General features: G+C 37.8%; 23 protein-coding genes and 1 pseudogene. 6 read left to right on the forward strand and 18 right to left on the reverse strand.

The window, feature by feature from the left end:
• Positions 1-145: 145 nt before the first annotated feature.
• Together I2F89_RS06835 and I2F89_RS06840 are read right to left on the reverse strand one after the other, a co-directional pair.
• Positions 146-586, reverse strand: coding sequence for a universal stress protein (locus I2F89_RS06835; protein WP_086334483.1), 441 nt, complete (start codon positions 584-586; stop codon positions 146-148).
• Positions 587-781: 195 nt separating this feature from the next.
• The gene (locus I2F89_RS06840) at positions 782-2,179 is read right to left on the reverse strand and encodes a glycoside hydrolase family 1 protein (RefSeq protein WP_071866322.1); all 1,398 of its coding nucleotides are present in this window, start codon (positions 2,177-2,179) and stop codon (positions 782-784) included.
• Positions 2,180-2,332: 153 nt separating this feature from the next.
• On the opposite strand from I2F89_RS06840, the gene celB reads away from it, so the two are divergent.
• The 4 genes from celB to I2F89_RS06860 all read left to right on the forward strand — a co-directional run bounded on the left by celB (position 2,333) and on the right by I2F89_RS06860 (position 6,482).
• On the forward strand, positions 2,333-3,604 hold the full coding sequence (gene celB, locus I2F89_RS06845; protein WP_019723475.1) for a PTS cellobiose transporter subunit IIC: 1,272 nt from the start codon (positions 2,333-2,335) through the stop codon (positions 3,602-3,604).
• 303 nt (positions 3,605-3,907) lie between these two features.
• Complete coding sequence (locus I2F89_RS06850) at positions 3,908-4,630, forward strand: GntR family transcriptional regulator (RefSeq protein ID WP_023519447.1); 723 nt, start codon at positions 3,908-3,910, stop codon at positions 4,628-4,630.
• 251 nt (positions 4,631-4,881) lie between these two features.
• Positions 4,882-5,859, forward strand: coding sequence for a ring-cleaving dioxygenase (locus tag I2F89_RS06855; RefSeq protein WP_071866321.1), 978 nt, complete (start codon positions 4,882-4,884; stop codon positions 5,857-5,859).
• Between the two features lie 20 nt (positions 5,860-5,879).
• On the forward strand, positions 5,880-6,482 hold the full coding sequence (locus tag I2F89_RS06860; protein ID WP_195513895.1) for an alpha/beta hydrolase: 603 nt from the start codon (positions 5,880-5,882) through the stop codon (positions 6,480-6,482).
• Between the two features lie 208 nt (positions 6,483-6,690).
• On the opposite strand, the gene I2F89_RS06865 is transcribed toward I2F89_RS06860, so the two are convergent.
• The 9 genes and pseudogenes from I2F89_RS06865 to I2F89_RS06905 all read right to left on the reverse strand — a co-directional run bounded on the left by I2F89_RS06865 (position 6,691) and on the right by I2F89_RS06905 (position 11,085).
• On the reverse strand, positions 6,691-6,954 hold the full coding sequence (locus I2F89_RS06865; protein ID WP_071866319.1) for a hypothetical protein: 264 nt from the start codon (positions 6,952-6,954) through the stop codon (positions 6,691-6,693).
• 409 nt (positions 6,955-7,363) lie between these two features.
• Entirely contained in the window at positions 7,364-7,669 is a 306-nt protein-coding gene (locus I2F89_RS06870) for a hypothetical protein (protein ID WP_108146093.1), read from the reverse strand.
• A 9-nt stretch (positions 7,670-7,678) separates the two neighbouring features.
• Complete coding sequence (locus I2F89_RS06875) at positions 7,679-8,926, reverse strand: lipase (protein ID WP_195513897.1); 1,248 nt, start codon at positions 8,924-8,926, stop codon at positions 7,679-7,681.
• Positions 8,923-9,330 carry a hypothetical protein gene (locus I2F89_RS06880; protein WP_086334477.1) on the reverse strand — a complete coding sequence of 136 codons (408 nt, stop codon included), beginning with the start codon at positions 9,328-9,330 and terminating at the stop codon, positions 8,923-8,925. Before I2F89_RS06880 ends, I2F89_RS06875 begins: the two co-directional genes overlap by 4 nt.
• 57 nt (positions 9,331-9,387) lie before the next feature.
• Complete coding sequence (locus I2F89_RS06885) at positions 9,388-9,795, reverse strand: hypothetical protein (protein WP_195513899.1); 408 nt, start codon at positions 9,793-9,795, stop codon at positions 9,388-9,390.
• Positions 9,796-9,820: 25 nt separating this feature from the next.
• Positions 9,821-10,069: pseudogene (locus I2F89_RS06890) on the reverse strand (lipase); the annotation flags it as partial.
• Positions 10,066-10,494 carry a hypothetical protein gene (locus I2F89_RS06895; protein WP_195513902.1) on the reverse strand — a complete coding sequence of 143 codons (429 nt, stop codon included), beginning with the start codon at positions 10,492-10,494 and terminating at the stop codon, positions 10,066-10,068. The pseudogene I2F89_RS06890 and the gene I2F89_RS06895, both read right to left, overlap by 4 nt.
• Before the next feature lie 19 nt (positions 10,495-10,513).
• Positions 10,514-10,768, reverse strand: a complete 255-nt coding sequence (locus I2F89_RS06900; protein ID WP_100917241.1) for a hypothetical protein — start codon at positions 10,766-10,768, stop codon at positions 10,514-10,516.
• Complete coding sequence (locus tag I2F89_RS06905; RefSeq protein ID WP_324250206.1) at positions 10,765-11,085, reverse strand: hypothetical protein; 321 nt, start codon at positions 11,083-11,085, stop codon at positions 10,765-10,767. Before I2F89_RS06905 ends, I2F89_RS06900 begins: the two co-directional genes overlap by 4 nt.
• 547 nt (positions 11,086-11,632) lie before the next feature.
• Here I2F89_RS06905 and I2F89_RS06910 point away from each other — a divergent pair.
• Complete coding sequence (locus tag I2F89_RS06910) at positions 11,633-12,853, forward strand: MFS transporter (protein WP_086334473.1); 1,221 nt, start codon at positions 11,633-11,635, stop codon at positions 12,851-12,853.
• A 152-nt stretch (positions 12,854-13,005) separates the two neighbouring features.
• On the opposite strand, the gene I2F89_RS06915 is transcribed toward I2F89_RS06910, so the two are convergent.
• From I2F89_RS06915 to I2F89_RS06945, 7 genes are all read right to left on the reverse strand, one after another.
• Positions 13,006-13,674, reverse strand: a complete 669-nt coding sequence (locus I2F89_RS06915; protein ID WP_071868031.1) for a DUF624 domain-containing protein — start codon at positions 13,672-13,674, stop codon at positions 13,006-13,008.
• A 12-nt stretch (positions 13,675-13,686) separates the two neighbouring features.
• The gene (locus tag I2F89_RS06920) at positions 13,687-14,523 is read right to left on the reverse strand and encodes a carbohydrate ABC transporter permease (RefSeq protein ID WP_074801835.1); all 837 of its coding nucleotides are present in this window, start codon (positions 14,521-14,523) and stop codon (positions 13,687-13,689) included.
• 13 nt (positions 14,524-14,536) lie between these two features.
• Positions 14,537-15,433 carry a carbohydrate ABC transporter permease gene (locus tag I2F89_RS06925; RefSeq protein WP_074801831.1) on the reverse strand — a complete coding sequence of 299 codons (897 nt, stop codon included), beginning with the start codon at positions 15,431-15,433 and terminating at the stop codon, positions 14,537-14,539.
• 218 nt (positions 15,434-15,651) lie between these two features.
• Positions 15,652-16,917 carry an ABC transporter substrate-binding protein gene (locus I2F89_RS06930; protein WP_074801828.1) on the reverse strand — a complete coding sequence of 422 codons (1,266 nt, stop codon included), beginning with the start codon at positions 16,915-16,917 and terminating at the stop codon, positions 15,652-15,654.
• A 35-nt stretch (positions 16,918-16,952) separates the two neighbouring features.
• A complete protein-coding gene (locus tag I2F89_RS06935) occupies positions 16,953-18,086 on the reverse strand; it encodes a glycoside hydrolase family 88 protein (protein ID WP_142433609.1) in 1,134 nt (377 codons plus the stop codon).
• Positions 18,087-18,097: 11 nt separating this feature from the next.
• Entirely contained in the window at positions 18,098-19,885 is a 1,788-nt protein-coding gene (locus I2F89_RS06940; protein WP_142433610.1) for a DUF2264 domain-containing protein, read from the reverse strand.
• Complete coding sequence (locus I2F89_RS06945) at positions 19,794-20,099, reverse strand: hypothetical protein (RefSeq protein WP_181265011.1); 306 nt, start codon at positions 20,097-20,099, stop codon at positions 19,794-19,796. The genes I2F89_RS06940 and I2F89_RS06945 overlap by 92 nt, the downstream gene beginning before the upstream one ends.
• 331 nt (positions 20,100-20,430) lie before the next feature.
• Between I2F89_RS06945 and I2F89_RS06950 the strand changes: the two genes are divergently transcribed.
• Positions 20,431-21,486, forward strand: a complete 1,056-nt coding sequence (locus I2F89_RS06950) for a LacI family DNA-binding transcriptional regulator (protein ID WP_066025597.1) — start codon at positions 20,431-20,433, stop codon at positions 21,484-21,486.
• Positions 21,487-21,585 lie beyond the last annotated feature (99 nt).

The following is a 21,585-nucleotide window of genomic DNA, read 5'->3' on the forward strand; positions in this document are numbered from 1 at the left end:
TCCATCTCCTATTTGAAATACGTTTGTCTTGTTTATCCTACCGCATTTTCTGCTGAAAAACAAAAAAGGATGCGCAATGAATCATGCAGCATCCTCAAAAACGGATAAATTATATGTTAAAAGTAAATAGTTCGAACATCATCTTCTATTTTACTACTAACACATTGCATTTCGCGTGATTTACCACATAAGAAGTCGTTGAACCAACCAATGCACGTTCAACGGCGTTTAACCCAGTTGACCCCATAACGATCAAGTCAATTGGTTCTTGTGACTCGTTGAAGTTTGCGATCAATGTTTTGGGATAACCGTATAACACATATGTTTTAATATCCGTCAAACCTTTTTCGATCGCTAGATTTTGATGTTCCTTCATTTGTTTGTCTGCCACTTCATCTAACTCTTCTTGTAAACTTGTTGTGACAAAAGCAAAGTCACCAAAATAATTTCCTGACACCTCATTTACATACAAGATGTGTAACTTTGCTTGATTTCTTTTTGCTGTTGCGATTGCTTCAATAAATGCTTTTTCTGATTTTTCTGAACCGTCGATTGCTACTAAAATATTTTTATACGTATCTACCATTGAAACCGCCTCCTTCTTTTCTTTTAGTGTAGCACGATTAGAAACGAAGAACAATTCTTATGGATATGATTCAAAAGCCCATGGTTCCAACAGAAAAAACAAGGCAGAAAATCTAATTTTTAGATTCACCGCCTTATTTCAAAATAATTTATCCCATTCATTTAGTTATAAAACACTCGTTTTTTAAGCTGTTAGTTAAGCATCAAAACCATTATTTGTTGCTACTTCTTTAAACCAGTGACCTGATTTTTTGATCGTCCGTTTCCCATCTTGGTCTAGATCGACTGCGATAAAGCCATAACGGTTTTTATACGCATTTGTCCATGACCAGTTATCCATACATGTCCACATATGATACCCTAAACAATTTGTTCCTTCTTGAATGGCTTGATGCACATATTTCAAATGATCTGTCACAAACTCGATACGATAATCATCTTCGATCATGCCTTGTTCATTCACGTAGCGCTCTTCCCCTTCGACACCCATGCCATTTTCAGAGATAAAGCATTTGATATTGCCATAATTTTCTCTCGTATTCGTCAAGATATCATAGATACCTTTCTCATAAATTTCCCAACCACGATAAGGATTCATTTTTTTATTCGGCATATCGTAGTTATCGAAATAATCATCTGGTAACGGCGCACGATCTTTGTCGATCGGTGTTTCTTTCGCTTTGATCCGTCGGGGTTGATAGTAATTGATTCCTAATAGATCCACTTTATTTTCTTGGATGATCGTCAAATCGCCTTCTTCCATTACAGGCATGATATCCAATTCTTTGACGATATCGATCAACTCTTGTGGAAATTCACCTTTTACTGCTGGATCAAGGAATGAGCGATTGAAAAAGGCGTCCGCAATCGCCGCAGCTTTCACATCCTCCGCATTATTTTCGTCACGTGGATAACTTGGAGTCAAATTCAGGATAATACCGATCTCCCCATCTTGTCCTGTTTCATGGTAGATCTGAATCGCCTTCGCACTTGCTAAGTTTTCGTGGAAACCCACTTGAACTGCTTCTTTGAAGTTCACATGATTTGGATAGTGGAACTGATAAAGATAGCCACCTTCTACAGGGACGATTGGCTCATTGTGCGTAAACCATTTCTTCACAAGATCGCCGAATAACTCAAAACATGTTTTGGCATACTCAGCATAAGCATCAACAGTCTCTCTCGCTAACCAGCCACCTTTTTCTTGTAAAGGCATCGGCATATCAAAATGGAAGAGATTGACGAAGGGTTCAATACCATTTTCAATCAGTTCTTCAAAGTACGTACGATAGAAAGTGACTGCTTGCTCATTTACTTTCCCTGTACCATTAGGAAGCAAACGACTCCACTGGATCGATGTTCGGAACGTATTATGTCCAGTAGCTTTCATCAATGCGACATCCTCTTTATACTTCGTGTAGACTTGAGAAGTCTTGCTTGGTCCTACTTGATTGAAAAACTTCTCAGGCTCCAAGTCGTACCAATGATCCCAAATATTTTCTCCTTTTCCATCTCCTGCTACACGTCCTTCTGTTTGTGGTCCACTAGCAGCTGAACCCCACCAAAAATTTTCTGGAAATACATAATTTGTCATGTTTAGTCCCTCGCTTATTTTTCTTTTGATAACGTAATCATACCAAACCTTAAAAATAAATCAATACTTTTTAAATAAATGACTAGACATTTATCTAAATTGAAGTTATACTCATTTTGTAATCGATTGCAAATTATAATAGAGGTGAATAAAATGAACGGTTTTATGGATAAACTTGCTCAGAAAATCATGCCTTTAGCGAACCTACTAGGGCAAAATCGTTACTTGACAGTGTTACGGGATGCATTTATGTTGTCGTTTCCTTTAACAATGTTCGGATCGATTGTTGTCGTTTTCAATAACTTACCTTTCTTTAGTGATGCGACTAAAGGAACGTTGTCTAGCTTATTTGGAAATGGACAAAATGCAACAATGAGTATCATGTCTGTCTTTGTTACATTTGGTATTGGCTATTATTTATCTAAATCATATGATGTAGAAGGTATTTTTGGAGGTGCTGTCTCATTTGCCAGCTTCTTGATCTTAACACCTTTCGTCATGACAACTGTCGGTGGCGAAGAAGTATCAGGTGTGTTGACTCTTGATCGCTTAGGTGCAAAAGGAATGTTCATCGGGATGATCGCAGCTTTCATCGCAGGTGAAATCTACTGCCGAATCACTAAACGTGGTTGGCAGATCAAAATGCCTGCAAGCGTGCCACCCGCTGTGACAAAATCATTTGCGGCGTTGATCCCAGCAGTTGTTACTTTGACCGTTTTCTTGATCATCAATGCTGTAATGACTGGTGTCTTCCACGCAAACTTGCATGATGTGGTTTACGAAGTTATCCAAAAACCATTGACTGGTTTAGGAAGTAGTTTACCTGCAACTTTAATTGCCTTGTTCTTTGTACAATTCTTATGGTTCTTTGGTCTTCATGGTCAAATCATTGTCAATTCTGTGATGGACCCGATTTGGAACACCTTAATGCTTGATAACTTAGAAGCTTACCAAAATGGTCAAGAATTGCCACACATCATCACAAAACCATTTATGGAAACATTCACTGTCGGAATCGGTGGATCAGGTATGACTTTAGCAGTTGTACTATTGATGGCCTTTGTTTTGAAGAAAAAACAATATCGTGATGTCGGTCGTTTAGCTCTTGCACCAGGAATCTTCAACGTGAATGAGCCAGCAATTTTTGGTTTACCGATCGTATTGAACGCAACCATTTTGATTCCTTGGGTTGTCGCACCATTAGTCGTAACAACGTTCAACTACCTTGTAATGGCAGCAGGTATAGTACCAGCGCCAACTGGTGTCTCCGTTCCATGGACAGTGCCAATCATCGCGAGTGGTGTCTTAGCCACAAACTCATGGTTAGGTGGCTTACTCCAAGTGATCGATTTTGTGATCGTTGCAGTTATCTGGTATCCGTTCTTGATGATCTTGGATAAACAACCTGATATGGATGTTGTTTGATCCTATACTAAAGGAATGTAGTATTTGAAGTTGAAATAAACATATTCACGAACAATAATCAAAGAAGCATCCACGAAAATTTGCTCGTTGCATTTTCATGGGTGCTTCTTTAAGTTTTGAAACATACATAAATTGGTATTTTATTGATCGCAATGAGCAACTGTCCTCTATAAAACATCAGTCAGCTATTTCCCGTACCAAAATTAAAAAGTAAATTCTCTGATAAAGCTATCCGCGCTTCTCATGCTTTTATTGGTTGTCGGCGCTATGATCTTTCGTTATACTCAAAGTGAGGTGAAAAACGTGCCAAAATATGAAGAAATCGCAAATGTCCTAAGAGATCGAATTCGTTCAAAAAAATATCCACCAAATAGTTTTTTACCAAATCAGGTGGATCTAGTCGAAGAATTCAACGCTAGTCGAATGACGATCAAAAAAGCCATCAACATCTTAGCCATGGAAGGACTCGTTTATTCTCAAAGAGGGTCTGGAACTAAGATTTTAAGCCATCCTTATTTAAACAAAGATACTTCTCCAGCTAATGAATACGAAGGATTAAGTTTACAAATGAAACGCCGACAACGCTCGCTGACAAGTCAGATCATTCAATTCGATGTTGAGTTTCCTAATGCTTTTATTCAAGAACGCTTGATGATCGATGCGGAACAGCCTGTGTATAATATTCATCGCCTACGTATCTTAGATGATGAACCGTATATTCTAGAACATACTTTTATGCCAGTTCAACTTGTTCCAGGTTTAAAGAAAGAGCATCTCCTATCATCGATCTATGATTATTTGCACAAAGAACTCAATGTCCATTTTGCCGGAGCCTATCGCGCGATCTCAGCAGATAAAAGCTCTGCATTTGATCAACAATATTTGAATTGTGCAGAGACCGATCCAGTTCTTGAAGTCCAGCAAGTAGTCTATCTAAAAGATGGTCAACCCATCGAGTATTCCTCAAGCCGCAATCGCTTTGATGTCCGTAACTATTCACTGTTGGATGTCCGTGGAAATCAATAAGCATTCTGACTTTTCCTATCGTCATTCCATCTAAGCAACGTCTACGATCTTACTATCGTGAGCGTTGCTTTTTTATATCGTCTTAGCTGACTACACCTCTTCCTCTCATTAAATCGAGCGAACAATATTCCAGAAGCAACCTCTCTTTCAACTAGCAAGACATATTTATTGCAAAATTTTTGGTGACGCCCTATACTAACTTTAACAACATTTACTTACTTTTTGTAAGTTAAAAGAAAAGAGGATAAATTATGGATACAACAATCAGAGGCGTCCACCATGTGACAGCAATGACATCTAGCGCAGCAAAAATCTATCGCTTCTTTACAGACATTTTAGGCATGCGTTTGATCAAAAAGACAGTGAATCAAGATGATATTGAAACTTACCACTTATATTTCACCGACGAACATGGCTCTGCCGGTACAGATATGACTTTTTTTGATTTTCCTAATCAGCCAAAAGGAACGAAAGGAACGGATACGATCGCTCGCACCTCTTTTCGTGTTCCTTCCGATACAGCATTAGACTATTGGTTGGCTCGCTTTGAAAAATACCAAATCACTCATTCTGAGATCAAAGAACGTTTTGGTAAGAAATATCTTGAATTTGAAGATTTCGATGAACAAGCGTATCAATTGATTTCGGATGAAAAAAATAGCGGCGTTCCTGCGGGTATTCCATGGAAAAACAGTAGTATCCCTACAGACATGGCAATCACTGGACTTGGTCCGGTCATCGTACGTGTGAGTGATCTTGAGCCGATCCGAACAGTATTGCTGGCCTTACTCGGTTTCAAAGAAATCGAACAAGTGGATGATTTTTATTTATTTGAAGTCGGTGCTGGTGGAAACGGCGCTAGTATCATCGTGGAACATCGTGCCGATCTACCCAAAGCCATCGAAGGTTACGGGAATGTTCATCATCTTGCTTTACGTGTAGCTGATCATGAAGCACTACAGTTTTGGATCAACAAAATCAACCAAACGTCCCTGCCTAGCTCTGGATTTGTTGATCGCTTTTACTTTGAATCTGAGTACTTCTTAGCTTCTACTCATGTCTTATTTGAATTAGCCACTGATGGTCCTGGATTCTTTGGAGATGAACCCGCTGAAACAGCTGGAGAGATCCTGGCTTTGCCTCCATTATTGGAAGGAAAAAGAAAAGAAATCGAAGCGTATGTTCGACCATTTGACACTCGCGATGCGAACCAAAAACGGGTAGATTAACGACGACAGGAGTGAGTCATTTGAAGTATCTTTATAGACAAGGAAAAGCAACACAAAAAAAATTGATTTTACTTCATGGAACTGGTGGCGATGAGCACTCACTTTTGGAAATTGCAGAGTTTCTTGCACCTGAAAGTACGCTTTTATCCTTTAGAGGGAATATCAATGAACAAGGCTTGAATCGTTTTTTCAAAAGAAATGGCTTGAACCAATTCGATTATGAAAGTTTAGCTGAAGAATCCACAAATCTGTATAATGAAATCAAGGATATCAGTCGCTCACAGGATATCCCATTAACTGATTGGATCGTTGTCGGATTTTCAAATGGGGCAAATATTGCCGCTCATATCATGTTGGCTCAACAGACAGAACTAAAAAAAGGACTATTTTTTCACCCGATGTCCTTAAATGAGTACCAAGAAAAATCAGAACTTCCTGACACTTCTGTCTGGTTATCTTTTGGCGAAGGAGATCCAATCGTTTCTAATACTTCATTTAGCCAATTAGTTCGCGCATTTGATTTACGAGGCGCCAAAGTAACAACACAAGTCACCAATCAAGGACATCAATTGACAATGGATGAGTTGACCCATGCCAAGCAATGGCTTGATACTTTAGACTAATGCATAGCGTGTTTTTTGAAACGAAATCCATCATCCAACATCGAAAAAGAACTTGGGAAAACAAATCGTTTTTCTCAAGTTCTTTTTTACATTTTAACTTCACTTGTTGGACAAGGTAGCTTGCAGTTCGGATAAACCAATTATAAAAATAAACACAGAGTGAACAGCCCGCCAAACTAACACTTATTATTCTCATGATAACACTGACTTATTCAAACACTTTCAATTCTTTTTCTTGTTCATCGAATACTTCTATTACCTTTTTGGCAAATCCTCCTTTTAAAGAATTTTCTAACTGATCACGACTACTAGAAAATGAATTTTCCGCTTCCTTTACCGCATCCTTATGGGTTTTATCCGTCGTTTTCTTTTCTGCCGCTAATTTTCCCTGCATAGCAATTCCCACAGTTTGAACATTCCATCGCTCTAAAGTTTTTCTTAATTCATTTAACAAATCTTCTAATTCATCCATAACTTCCCGTTGCCAAAACTCTATAATTAGTTCCTCAAGATAAAGTTACCTAGCATCTAATTTATAGAGATTATATATTTTGACAAACTAGTTTCCTCCTTATCTACCTCTTATTTTTGAGAGATTTTTCGCTATAACCAACGAAAGCGCTCCTCAATCATTCTTAAATTCCTCTTCTGATTGATACATTTTTATAGACTAATCTATATGAGTCAATTGCCAAACATGGCAAATTCGAATTTCACAAATCCAATTGTTTTCATTCACTTTTATCGAGTAAAGCAGACTTAACTTTTAGCTGTTTATTGTGCTCGTAAAAAGGTATGATTTCCCCTCAATCAGAAGATACGTGCGATTGTTCCGTTTCAACGACCTGTTGATAGGATTTTATGTAATGATTGCTCTTTTATCACTGTTTGAACTTTCGATAAGCCGCTTGATACTCTCGTTCTAAATCATCAAATCGTTTATGTAACTGACGTCGTTCTGAATTTAATGCTGCCTTATATTGCTCTTCTGCAATTTGATATTGTTTCCTTGCTCTCATCAATGGTTCGTTATCAAGGGCTAACCCATTTAGACTTCGCCTTAACAGTTGTTCAGATTGTTCAACTAATTCTTCTCCTTTTCGGTTGAAATAACGCAACAAGTCTTCCTCTTCTTCTAGTTTGATTCGTTTTCTCTGATAGTCTGCTTGCAACTCTTCAATCGTCATTTTCTTCCCTCATCCCTTTAGTTGATTGGCTAATTCTTGATCTCGTGCGACTAAATCATCGATTTTATTTTTGATTTCTTTCGCCAATTCGTCATAGCGTTCGCCTTTTCGTCTGGCTTTTTGGATTCGTTGTTGACATTTTTCCTTTGGCGTCATTACGTGTGTTTCCCATGTCACGCCAACAGATGCCAATGTTTCTTTTACTTCCCAAGCAGTCAAAGAAGGGGCAGCATGTTCCGCTCTTCGTACTTCTTCTGCCCAATTCATTTCGATTCGTTCAATACTACTCTGATTGATTCGAATGACTTCTTCCATTGCACTTTTAGTCTTTCGTCCCATTGTTTCTACAACTACCTTTGTTTGACTATGATTCAAATAAATTCGCTCATTCGCTGACAAATGTCCTCCACTCGCAGTAAACTTCTCACGCCATTTTTTCAACGTACCCAAATCACTTGAGAAATCACTCATTGCTTTATGTTTTTCCTGTTGTATACTTGCTTTCGTATTATAGTCGTTCTCTGGAATGATCAGATTTCCGTATTTATCAAACCTCCAAATATCTAAACCATGATAATCAAACGGATTCATTAACCCCATTTCCATGCTTATTTTTATTTCTGCGCCTGTTCCATCTCCCATGAGATTGCCAAGCAATTCATCCCCACGATTACGATAATTCGTCAACATCCCCGGATTTTCCTTTATCCATTTTTTTGCTTCTGGAGATAATAGTTCGTAAGGATCTGGCCCATTGAACCCAACATTTTTCCATTGGTTTTCAGCTGCGATATACAAGGCTAGATACTGTCCTAATGAATGTCCAGTTGTAGAAATTTCGGCATCTTTATACTCATTCTTTACCTCTTTCGCAAACTCAGTTGCTGACGTCAATTGCCCTGAAACACGTGCTTGACTAGGTGTCATAGAAAAACCCGGACTAACTGTTTTATCAAAAAAACCACCGATCGTTCGTATATCTGTTTCTATATCCTTAAAATCTGATGTATTTGTTCCTGCATAAGAAATCACTACTTGGGAAGTATCAACATTCCCTTTTTCATCCAGCGGAGCGACTGCCATAGCTTGCATGCCATCTGTTTTCGAGTTTTCACGGAGTTTTAGTATTTTGAATTCAGCCCCACCGAAATTGCGAAATGATCCTTCTTTTAAATCAGAACTATATTCAGGGTGGTTAGGATCTATTCGATAAACCTTATTACTTATACTATTATAATTTTTATCCGTAATTGTCATACATAATCCTCCTCACCATTTGAATAAATCACTTTTATTTTGTTTTTCGTAATTCCTTTCGTTTGTATACTTCTATCCTCTATTCCGTAATCAAGAATCTCACGGCTATGTTTTCCAAAACCGTATGAAAAATACACTGATTGTTGTTTGGTATTTGTCATAGTAACAAACATGTCATAAGAACCTGTCATGCTGAAGTACCCTGAATGCTCAATTTTCACCTCTAAAATATTCGCAAATATATTTTTTAAAGCTTGGACAGATTCTTTTTCTGCCATTAATAATTCTTGTGCTTTTCTTGCTTCTCTCTTATCCATGTATACTTTCCCTCCAATTATAATTATTACCAAACTGATTATTATTGTGATGCCTATTAACATTTGTTTATTCATTCGTTTTTTCATAATCCCTCTCGCTTCTTAGACTATCGCCATTACACCAAACTGACTATTTCAGCAGAATCATCCCTCTTCTTCCTGACCATTACTATAAGTCACTTTGATTTTCCTCGTAGTTATTCCCTCTTTTTGTATGTCTATATCTTCTATTCCATAAGCGTCTAGTTCATTTGTTTGTGCGATAAAACCATATCCAAAATAGACTGATTGTCCTTTAGTATTAGTCATTGTAACCATTGCCCTATAAAATCCTGTCATATCATTTCTATCAAATTGTTCAATTTTTACTTCTGCAATATCCGCAAATGTATTTTTCAAAGCTTGGACCGATTGTTTCTCTATTGCTAATAATTCTTGTGCTTTTCTTTCTTCTCTCTTATCGATGTATACTTTCCCGCCGATTCCAATCATTACCAAACTAATTATTACTGTGATGCCTATTAACATTTGTCTTTTCATTCGTTTATTCATTTTCTATATCCTTAATATCTTATATATTTGTTCCTGCATAACAAATCACTACTCGGGAAGTATCAACGTTCCCTTTTTCATCCAACGGAGCGACTACCATAGCTTGCATGTCATCTGTTTTCGAGTTTTCTTTGAGTTTTAGCATTTTGAATTCAACCCCACCGAAATTTTGAATAATCCATTCCTTTAAATCAATATTATATCTAGGATGTTTAGGATCTAGCCAGTATACCTGCTCACTTATTTGATTATAGTTTTTATCTGTAATTATCATACATAATCCACCTTACCATTGGAATGAATCACTTTTACTTTATTTTTCGTAATTCCTTTTACTTGTACTGTTCTATCTATAACTCCATAGCTACCAATTTCACGACTATGGTTTCCAAAACTATAGGAAAAACAAACAGACTGGCCTTTAGTATTTGTTAGAGTAACGCGCATGCCATGAGCCCCCGTCATGGAAACTTTGTCATATCCTGCATCTTCCATTTTCACCTCTAAAATATCCGCAAATATATTCTTCAAAGCTTGGACCGATTCTTTTTCTGCGATTAACAGTTCTTGTGCTTTTCTTTCTTCTCTCTTATCGATGTATACTTTCCCTCCAATTATAATTATTACCAAACTGATTATTACCAAACTGATTATTACTGTGATACCTATTAATATTTGCCTTTTCATTCGTTTATTCATTTTCTATATCCTTAATATCTTATATATTTGTTCGTGCATAACAAATCACTACTCGGGAAGTATCAACGTTCCCTTTTTCATCCAACGGAGCGACTGCCATAGCTTGCATGCCATCTGAACCAAAGTTCTCTTGAATCTTTAAAATTTTATATTTTTTATCTATTTTAAAAATAGTTCCCTCTGTCATATCTGAATCATATTTCTTATCATCATTTTGATCTAACCGATATACTTTATCACTAAATTCTTGATATTCTTTATCACTAAATGTCATAGTTTACCCTCCATATTATTTGAGAATACGATATGGATCGGTTCTTTTGTGATCCCTTCTTTTTGAACATTTACATTATTGATAATATATGAACCAATTTCATTTCTCTCTTTCCAAAAAGAAAAAGAAAATGAGTCACGTTCCCCTTTTTTATTTTTGATTGTTACAAATAGGGTGTATGAACCTGTCATTTCATTTTTAGCAGAACCTTCAAATTTAACCTCTGCAATATCCGCAAATGTATTTTTTAATACTTGGACCGATTGCTTCTCGACTGCTAACAATTCTTGCGCTTTTCTTTCTTCCCTGTTATCCATGTATACTTTCCCGCCGATTCCAATCATTACCAAACTGATCAGCACTACTATACCCATTAAAAGTTGTTTGTTCGTTTTCTCATCTCTCCCTCTTTTCCTTTCAAAAATAAAGTTTCGCTTCTCTATTTAATAGATACGTCAAAGACAATCAAAAAACGAAAAACTGAGAAACATCCTCTAAACAATTTATCAGCTACTTCTCCATCAAAATAAATCGTTATTTAATAGTTGCTCATTTTTGGAAAATCCAAAATCAATGCGGTTGATTCATCTTTATATTTAAGGATTCAATTTCACTACTATCTCTTAGATCAATTTATTACGCAACTCATCCTATCATTTTTACATTGTTATTTATTACATTCCTAATAAAAGATCTTTTTAGTATCATAATCGTTTGCATGAGTACTTCCCTCCTATTTGTTCTTTACAAATTTTTTTAGATATGATAAATTCGTGACAGCAATTAGGACACATTCTCCGAAAAACCCTTTTGGGCATATAAATTGTTAAGCACATGATTTATATCAAAAGGGAGAGAATACAAATGTCAAAAATTATTTATGATGAAAAGAATTGGAAAACGAACATAGCATACTTACTAACATCGCAAGCCATCTCAATGATCGGAACGATGTTGGTACAGTATGCTATTATTTGGCATGTCACATTATCAACCCAATCAGGAACGATGGTTGGTTTGATGAACGCTATTGGCATCTTACCAATGGTGTTGGTCATGCCTTTTGCAGGAGCACTTGCTGATCATTACGACCGAAAAAAAATCGCTATTTTATCTGATAGCTGCGTTGCACTTGCTTCTTTGTTCATGGCGATTTTATTGATGATAAACAAAGAAATGGAGCATAATCTTTTCTTATTATTGGGACTGATATTCATTCGCTCTGTAGGTCAAGGATTTCAAACGCCTGCTGTCTCTTCGCTCATTCCACAAATTGCCAAAGAAAAGCACTTAGTACGGATCAACGGCATTGATCAAACGATCCAAGCTGTGATGATGCTTGCAAGTCCTGCATTAGCAGCAACATTACTGACAGTTTTACCTTTAGAGATGATATTGATGATCGACTTTGTGACAGCGGTTATCGGTGTGACTATGCTGTTTTTTCGAGTAACAGTTTCCCCAATGAAATCTCAAGAAACAAATAAAATAAACGTGTTATCCGAAATAAACTCAGGTATCAAATACCTCCGTACTCATAAAATCCTGCTCGCACTGATCCTTGTTGGTTTTATGGGCAGTATATTTTCTACACCTGCTGCAAATTTAGCGCCTTTACAAATCACTCGTAATTTTCATGACGGACTATGGCAGCTATCAGCCATTGAGATTGGTTTTGCTGCTGGGATGTTAGTTGGAGGATCTGTGATGAGTACTTGGGGAGGTTTCAAAAATAAAATCAAAACGATTGCTTTAGGCTATTCATTGTTGGTCATCCCTTTTATTTTGTTAGGTCTGACATCAAATTTCTGGCTGTATTTCGCCATGATGGTAGCAATTGGTTTTGTTGTGCCCATCTCACGAACTGCTATGGTTTCATTCTTCCAAGCAAAAACCGATCATGCCCATATGGGGCGTGTCATGAGTTTAGTAACAATGGCAATCAGTATTGCTTCACCGGCTACGATGTTGATTTTAGGTCCATTAGCAGATGTCATCTCAATTGATTGGATCATGACTGCAAGCGGGCTGTTCCTGATACCACTTGTCCTATGGCTATTGGTTGGAAAAAGCTTTCGATTCTAGTATCTATTGAACTTTCCCCTATATCTTCGTGGCACTGATCAATGAATATTATTCAAAATGAATATTATTCAAAATGATTAGCCCCCAAAAGTTAGATTTTTGGTCTCACTTTTGGGGGCTGGTTGTTTTTCAAATTTTTTATTCTTTAGCGTCTACTGATTTTGACTTAAATGTCGATAGGTCTGCTTACAGTTCAAATAAATCAAGCCTAGAAATAAACAGGGAGTGAGTAAGAAACCAAATTGGGGCTTAACGACCATCACGATCAGCAAAAGAAACACCAAAATAGTATTCAATAAACTAATGTACCACTTTTTCAATACATAATAGAAAGAGACGTGGTAGATTTTTCGTATGGAGATTTCTGGATTTCTTACTTGGAGATAAAAGTTATTCGCGATCAGACTAATAGCTAAGATGATCAATAAGAAAAAGAAAGGAATGAGCCATTTTCCGATTGGTTGGTGCATGAAAAACAGGATATCGACAAAAGAGATCACGATTACAAGATATCCTGGACCACCTAAGTACATACTTTTTTTCCATGCCCGGCGATACAATTGAAAAAAAGTTTTGACTGGAACTTCGTTTTCTTGGATTCCCTCAACAAACCAGGCAAAAATTGTCATGGCGGCAGGTAAGAAAAAAAACAGACTTCCTAAGAAAATGAGGCTATTCCTGATATCGATCGCAGTAGTTACTACGACTAAAAAAAATGGGAGATTCACCAGTAATAAGCATAGATTGCCCGCCAGAAAACTATATGCTAAACGAAACAGCTTCATGTAAACATTCGTTTCAAATGTTTGCTTTTTAAACATAGCCTTTCCTTTCTATCCTTTGACCCCAGAAGAAGCAATACCTTCAACAAAATATTTTTGCATGGCTAAAAAGACAATCGCAACTGGTAAAACAGACAACACAGACGCTGCCATGATCAAGGCATATTCCGTATCATACAATCCGACGAACATTTTTAATCCTAATTGGATCGTTTTATTTTCTGTAGATGACAGATAAATAAAAGGTCCCATGTAGTCATTCCATGTATTGACAAAAGTGATGATCGTCAAACTAGCCAAAGCTGGTTTAGTCAATGGTAAGATGATCCTGCGATAGATGCCCCATTCGGATAATCCATCAATTCTTGCACTTTCGCAAAGTGAATCGGGAATACTACTATAGTATTGTTTCAATAAAAATACCCCAAATGCACTAAATGCTTGTAGCAAAATCAAAGAAAGCAACGTATCTGATAAACCTAATTGTCTCATCATGATAAATTGTGGGATCATATAAGATTGCCATGGAACAGCGATCGTACCAATATATGCAAGAAAAAGGAGGTTTCTTCCTTTAAAGTGCATTTTGGAAAATCCATAAGCAGCAAAGCTTGATGTAAATAACTGGATCAACGTGATCACGATACTTAAAATGGCTGTATTTTTGAAAAAGGTCAATAATGGAATGCGTGTCCAAATGACCGAATAGTTTTCTGGATGCCAGGTTTTAGGTATCCATTGGATCGGAACCGAAAAGACATCATTGTTCGTTTTGAATGAGGCAGAGATCATCCAGATAAAAGGGATCAAAGTGAGCAGTGAAAAAATTAGAAGTAACGTAAATACTAAAATTTTATGAAATGAATTTTTTTCTGATCGATTATTCATCCGTTCTCCTCCTTTACACTTTCTCTCGGATCTGATTCCATTTAAACTGGATAACTGTAATCACAAGGACGATGACAAACAAGACCATAGCGATCGCTGAAGCATAGCCGAAATTGAATTTTACGAACGCTTCACTATAAACTTGGTAAACTAACACATTAGTCGCACGCCCCGGTCCTCCATCGGTCATCACTTGGACAAGGTCAAAAATCTTGAAGCAGTTGATAACCAACATGATCGTTACAAAAAAGGTTGTTGGGCGCAATGCAGGCACGGTGATGTGGATGAATTGTTTCCATTTATTCGCACCATCCATTGCAGCTGCTTCGTACAATTCTTTCGAGATCCCTTGTAAGCCAGCTAAGTATAAAATCATGTAGTACCCCATCCCTCGCCAGACACTAACGATAATGATCGCTGTCAATGCCCAATCTGAACTAGACAACCAACCTGGGGGATTTTCGATAACCATACGTAAAAACTGGTTGATCGGTCCCATGGTGGGATGGAACAACATGCTCCACACCACTGCGATTGCCACTAATGATGTGACATATGGAAAGAAAAAAGCCGTCCGAAAAAATTTGACTCCTCTTATTTTCTGATTCAACAATATGGCCAAGCCCAATGAACAAATCAATGTCAACGGAACAACACCGATCGTATACAAAAAGGTATTTTTAAGAGAGATCCAAAATGTATCATCCGATAACATGCGAGTGAAATTTTGCATACCAACAAATTCGGGTGTACTAAAGGAATCCCATTTCATAAAGGCTAAAATCAATGAAAAAACAACAGGTACTAAAGTAAAAATCAAAAATCCAATAAAATTTGGCGCAATAAATGACCAAGCAATCATCGTATTTTTACGTTTTAATTTACGTGAAGCTGACTTCGTTACTTCCATAGCTTGATGTCAAAAAAACCAATTGGTTCTTTTAACGCTCCCCCTTTCATTAAAGGCAATTACAGGTATTCCTGTTAGCTATATACTGAAGGCGTAGAGACAGCTCCTTCAGCATATAGTTGACAAGATAGCGGAGGAAAATCATTTATCCCCCTTATTTATTTGATATGAAAATGAAAGAAATCTTACACCTTCAAGACAAATCGTCTCACACCTTTTTATTCACTTTCTTGTTTTACTCGTTTTTCCATATTACCAACTGCTTCTTTTGGTGTTTCGTCTCCTACTAAAATCAGTTCATGTTCTTCTTGTAAAATCTTATCGATAGCTGGTCCGTTTTCATCCACTGGAAACTCAATGGCGATCTTCTCTGGCGTGAAAGCTGTTTGTGAGACTTCGTCATTTGGCATTCCCTTACGGCTAAAGTACAACTCATTGATCGCATCTGTGCGATAAGAAGGTACTACACCTACTTCTGCTAACACTTTAGCTCCCGCTTCACCCGAACAAAAATCAAGGAACTTTTGCGCTAGTTCTTGTTGTTTCGAGTTCTTATTGATCGCAAAGGCTGTTGGTGACCCAAATGTTTGGATTTCCTTTCCTTTTTCATTTTGTGGCATTTGAGAAATCCCCCACTCCACATCTGTTGTTCCAGCATCAATATTTGTCAATAATGCACCCATGTACCAAGAACCCATGTACATCATGGCTGCCTTGGAGTTTTCAAATTGAGATTGATAGGTCACATTCGTTGATTTAGCTGTACCAAAGTCCATCTGTGCTTGGTCTTCTTGCATCCGCAATACACGGTCATAGTACGCACCTAAAAATCCATAATCTGGCTCCACCAGATTTTTATTATTTTGCGCAGCAGCAATCGCTTGGACAGTCGAGCGCCAAGTATGTTGGTAAGCACCGTATACTTGCTCTTCTGGTTTTGAAAGTTTTTTCGCCAAGTCTTCGTATTCTTCCCAAGTCAAATTATCTGGATAAGGTAACCCTGCTTCATCAAATAACTTTTTGTTATAATAAAGTACCCAAAAATCGGTACGATAAGGTTGTGCATACGTTTTCCCATCAATGTCATACATCTCATAGGTCTCTACAGCAGGAGCCGTGTCTAAGTCGTTGATATGTGAAGATAGATCCACCAATTGATCTCTTAATGCATAATTTGAATAAGACAAGAGATTTTTCATCGTCAACACGTCTGTCGAATCTCCGCTGGCTAACATCGTGGTCAATTTCGTATCATAATCATCTGAAGCAATATCGACTGGTTTCACCGTTACCCCTGGATTTTCCTTTTCAAATGCCCGAAAAAGTTTGTCAAATTCTGGCGTAGTATCATAATTCCACGTACTGACCGTCAACACCATTCCATCCGTTTGATCTTGTGCTTGGTTTTCATTTCCGCAGGCCCCCAACCATAGCCCCCCACTAACAAGTAATCCAGCAACTAAACTTTTTTTCCAAAACTTCATATTCCAATTCCCTCCATTTCTTTCATCTTAGTTTTTTACCAGTAACTGTACCAAACTTTTTTCAGTCTTATCAGGGCTTCTACATAGTAGTAATCCCCCCAGATCATGCACTCCTTCACTCCTTTATTTGATTTTTTGTCATAGACTCCTTCAAGTAACAAGCCGTTCGATTGTGGCGAATCCACACTTGTATAATTAGTTGATAACGTTTTCATAATTGCGATAGCAACAGTCTGATAATATTCTTTTTTCGGATCGCTTAATGGCAGTTGCTTCGCCAGTTCCAATAAACCACACACTGCGATTGCCGCAGCGGAAGTGTCTCTTTCTTCACCACTGCCATCATGAAATACTAAATCCCAATAACAGATAGTGTCTTCTGGTAAGCAGTCGATGAAATAGTCAGCTAGTTTTTTTGCTGTTTCTAAAAACGTGTAATCACCTGTATGATTATAACTCAGTGTAAAACCATAGATTCCCCATGCTTGCCCACGCGCCCAACAAGAATCATCTGAAAACCCTTGTTGTGTCTTACCACCGATTGCTTTGCCAGTTTTCGGATCAAAATAATACGTATGGTATGTCGTAAAATTATCACGAACGATGTAACGTTGTGTTTGTTTGGCATGGGCATAGGCAGCTTCTTTATAACTACTCTCTCCCGTCATATTAGATGCAAAATACAGAAGTGGTAAGTTCATCAAACAATCGATGATCATACGCCCACGTTGGTGCTCATCCTCTAAATCTCCCCAAGCTTGAATGATCTGTGTATTATCGTCATAACGCTTCATCAGCCGATCCGCTGCTTGAATTGCTAATTCTTTTGAAGATTCCCGCCGGTTCACTTGATAATCAGCTACTGCTGAGAGTGTGTACAAAAAACCGATATCATGTGTTTCAAGCGCAATGTCATTTTCAAGGCGTTGGCGAAAAGATGCCAATTGTTTTTCGATCGTTGCATCAACCGCTTGGTCATTCGTCAGTTCTTTTACTAGGAAGAGCATCCCTATCCAAAAACTAGCTGTCCAATCCGTGTTTTCCTCTGGAACGTAGACAAGGTCTACGCTCGCAGCAGGTGGTACGGTATCTTGAAAAAGTGTCAGATTTTTTTTGACTTTATTAGTTACAAAATCAATTTCATGTGTCAACCAATCAAATTGTGTCATTCCTACCTCCATTATCTAATCGTTAGTTCGATCGTTTGATTCTTTTGTTGGATCATTAATTTTTGTCCTTTTTGCTCAATAACTGGCTGGATCACTGTTTCATCAGGTAAAGTCCCTGAAACAAGGGACACAAGCAAGTGTTTGCCTGAGGAGATCTCAGCTGAGACAAAAGGTAACATCGTACGTGGGTAAAAGAGATTCGTATTTGGTTCCGTTCGCACAACATCCGCTTTTTCATACCCGATGATGCCCTCGATCTTTGAAATTCCGATACTTGTTTTTGCTTCGATACTTAACGCCTCTGCTTTTGGCAAAGTCTGTTCGAGAGGGACACTAAAACCTCCATCATGTGCTTGTATAGGAGCAGTTGTGTCAATTTCATGGACTCTGACGTGACAGTTTTCCAATGGAATGATCGTCGAACGGATTTTGACGTCTTCCCACGGAGACCATTCATGGATGATACGATCAGGTAGAACAGAAAAATCTAGGTCTAACCCTTTCGGACGGAAATAATGACCATCTTTTGCCAAAGCTAACGTACTGTCGTAAGCACCTTCGTAATACCAATAATCAGATTTTGGGACACTGAAACCGAAACGTGTCGAATAGACGAATTTACTATATTTGGCATGTGGGAAGCTTTGCTGATTGACAAACTGCCCAGCTGGGAAAGCTTGAAGATGCGTCAATGAATGATTGTATTGGTAAAAATTTTTACTTTCCGGCAACGCTAGCGTCTTTTCTTCAATTTGTAGTGGACATATATCTGCTTGCCAATAGGGATGATCATCAGGTACAGCCAATAAGAGAAAACTCTTCATTGCCCAATAAGGAGAACCCGGTCCGTTATACCCTTCTCCAAACACTAGATTTTGATAATGATATCCAACAGTTAGAAGCCCATCTGTCGAGAAAATCTCTTTATCCATCCAGTTTTCTAAATGACGACTAAGCAACCCTTTGATCTCACCCCAAGGGAGTGCTTCCACATCCGCGAACACCAAGGCACTGAAAAAGCTCGCTTGGGCAAAGCGGTATGTCAAGCTACGACCAAAAGGTAATGCTTCGCCATTAGCATCAAACCAATATTTAAATGTTTGAGCAAAAAGAACGGCCCGCTCTTTGATCCGTTTTGTGCGGACTGGATCTTCCTCTGCCATAAAATGGGCATATACTAAGCTGTAATAATGGATCGCAAATGAGACGTAGTAATCATATTGCGTATCTGCCCCATCAAAATACCAACCATTGTCATTGTAAAAATGCTCGATCACTTCAAAATCTTGATCGATTTGTTGCTGTGAATAGGATTTGCCACATTTTTTCAATGCGATATTCACCAAAATACGGAAAAAATACCAATTATTTTTAGGTATCTTACGCGAATTCACTGTGAATAACCATTCTGCCAAGTTCGTCTGTTCCATCGAAGTTAAACGTCCCCAGATTTTTTCAGGATTCAAAAGTAACGTCGTACTTATTGAAGCCATCTCGACAATCAACTGGTCATAGTCTGTTACTGTCCCCCAATACTCATCACTCTGTGGATCAGTCCCTGCAATGATTCCTTTCAGATAATCAGATGCTAATTCAGCATCATCTTCGTCGACCAGATAAGGACCAAATCCCCAGAGTGGTCGTAAAAATGCTTCAACTTCTCTTGTTGCCTCTGAATAGACGGTGCCATGTGTTCCTAGTTTTAATTTACCCGGTTGATTTTTGTAATAAGGACGTAACGGTGCCATTAACTGGCGAAAATTTTCTTGCCATTGTTTTTTTGTACGAAATTGTTGCATGTATATTCTCCCTTTCAATTAAAAATCCTTTGATAAACCCATAATATTCTCCGTAAACGATCACTTCATCGCCCACATTGATTGATGCTGCTTGTTCATTGAATACTTGGTAATCACTGGAACCACTTCTCAGAATAAAGCGATCGCCTTTTTCTATTTGTTCTTGACCATCTGATCGTATAATTTTTCCTTCGATTTTTACCCACTGATGCAATGGAACCTCTGCTGACTGATATTCTTTTTCAGTAAAAACACGCGCCTTTTGCTGGATTTCTTCTTTGATTTGATTTTCAAAAGCCTTCTCTTGTTGTCGGCTATTTGTTTGACATCCTGTACAAAAACTAACGATAAAAATGAATTGTAATCCGAAGAGAAATCGTTTGATTTGGCTCCCCTCCTAATGAAATCGTTTTCTTTTACTAAATTTTACCTAAAAATAGTAAAAAGTCAACATTTTTTTGGTAAAAAAATAAATATTTTTACTTGCCTTTTTACTGAAATTACCTATACTATAATTAATAAAGTCTATTATCCGGAGGTAGCTTATGGCGACGATCACCGACATCGCAAAGGAAGCAGGCGTATCGATTTCTACTGTTTCACGCGTTTTAAATTATGATGATACACTCTCAGCAACAGAAGAAACCAAACGTAAAGTTTTCGAAATTGCTGAAAAGCTGAACTACACTAAATATAAAAAGAAGGCAAAAAAAAATGGCAATTCCCACTCAGCAAATGAACTGTTGAAAAAAAAAGGTGTCCTTGGTTTGATTACTTGGCGCACGAGTGACGAAGAACTGGAAGATATTTATTACATGTCCATTCGTTTAGCTGCCGAAAAACGTGCAGTAGAACTTGGCTATCACGTCATTAACTTTTCCCAAAACGAACAACATCAAATCCAAGCAGTCGATGGCATCTTAGCAATCGGTAAATTCACGCAAGAAAAAATTGATGAATTAAATACTACTGCGCCAAATCTATGCGTCGTCGGATCAAATTTTCCTTTTCACGATTATGACTGTGTCAATACTGATTTTGGTCAAGCCACTGAAGTCGCACTTACTCATCTCTTAGATTTAGGACATAAAAAGATTGCCTATATCGGTGCAGAAGAAAGTGCCAATCTCTACGGGTATCGAACCTACAAAACACCAACGACTAATACGTATATCGATATGATGAAACATCATCAGCTATTCGACGAAAAATATTTTTTCGTAAAAGAAAATAGTTCTCTTGACGTCAAAACGAGTGAATCACTGACAGAAAAAGCCTTAGCACAATGGCAAGACGATCTACCGACTGCCATTTTAGCCGCAAATGATGCTTTTGCTATCGGTATCATCCATACATTGAATGCTCATCAGATCCAAGTACCTAAACAGATCAGCGTGATGGGTATCAATGATTTATCAATTTCTCGCTACATCACGCCACCCCTTTCAACGGTCAGAGCTTATACAGAGGAAATGGGCGAAACAGGCATCAATCTTTTACACGAACGTATCCACTCCCCGGGTATTGCGAAACGAATCCTATTAGATACAGAATTAATCGTCCGTGGCTCAACTACCCCACCAAATAAAAAGAACTCATGATTGATAGATGAACTTCCGATAAATAAGCTAGAAAACCCGAATTTTTAAAACTTTGGGGTTTTCTAGCTTATTTACGAAGGAATTGCTTCTGAAACACCA

It is taken from the genome of Enterococcus sp. 1001283B150225_161107_E12 (assembly GCF_015556925.1).
Taxonomy (GTDB): Bacteria; Bacillota; Bacilli; order Lactobacillales; family Enterococcaceae; genus Enterococcus_B; species Enterococcus_B mundtii.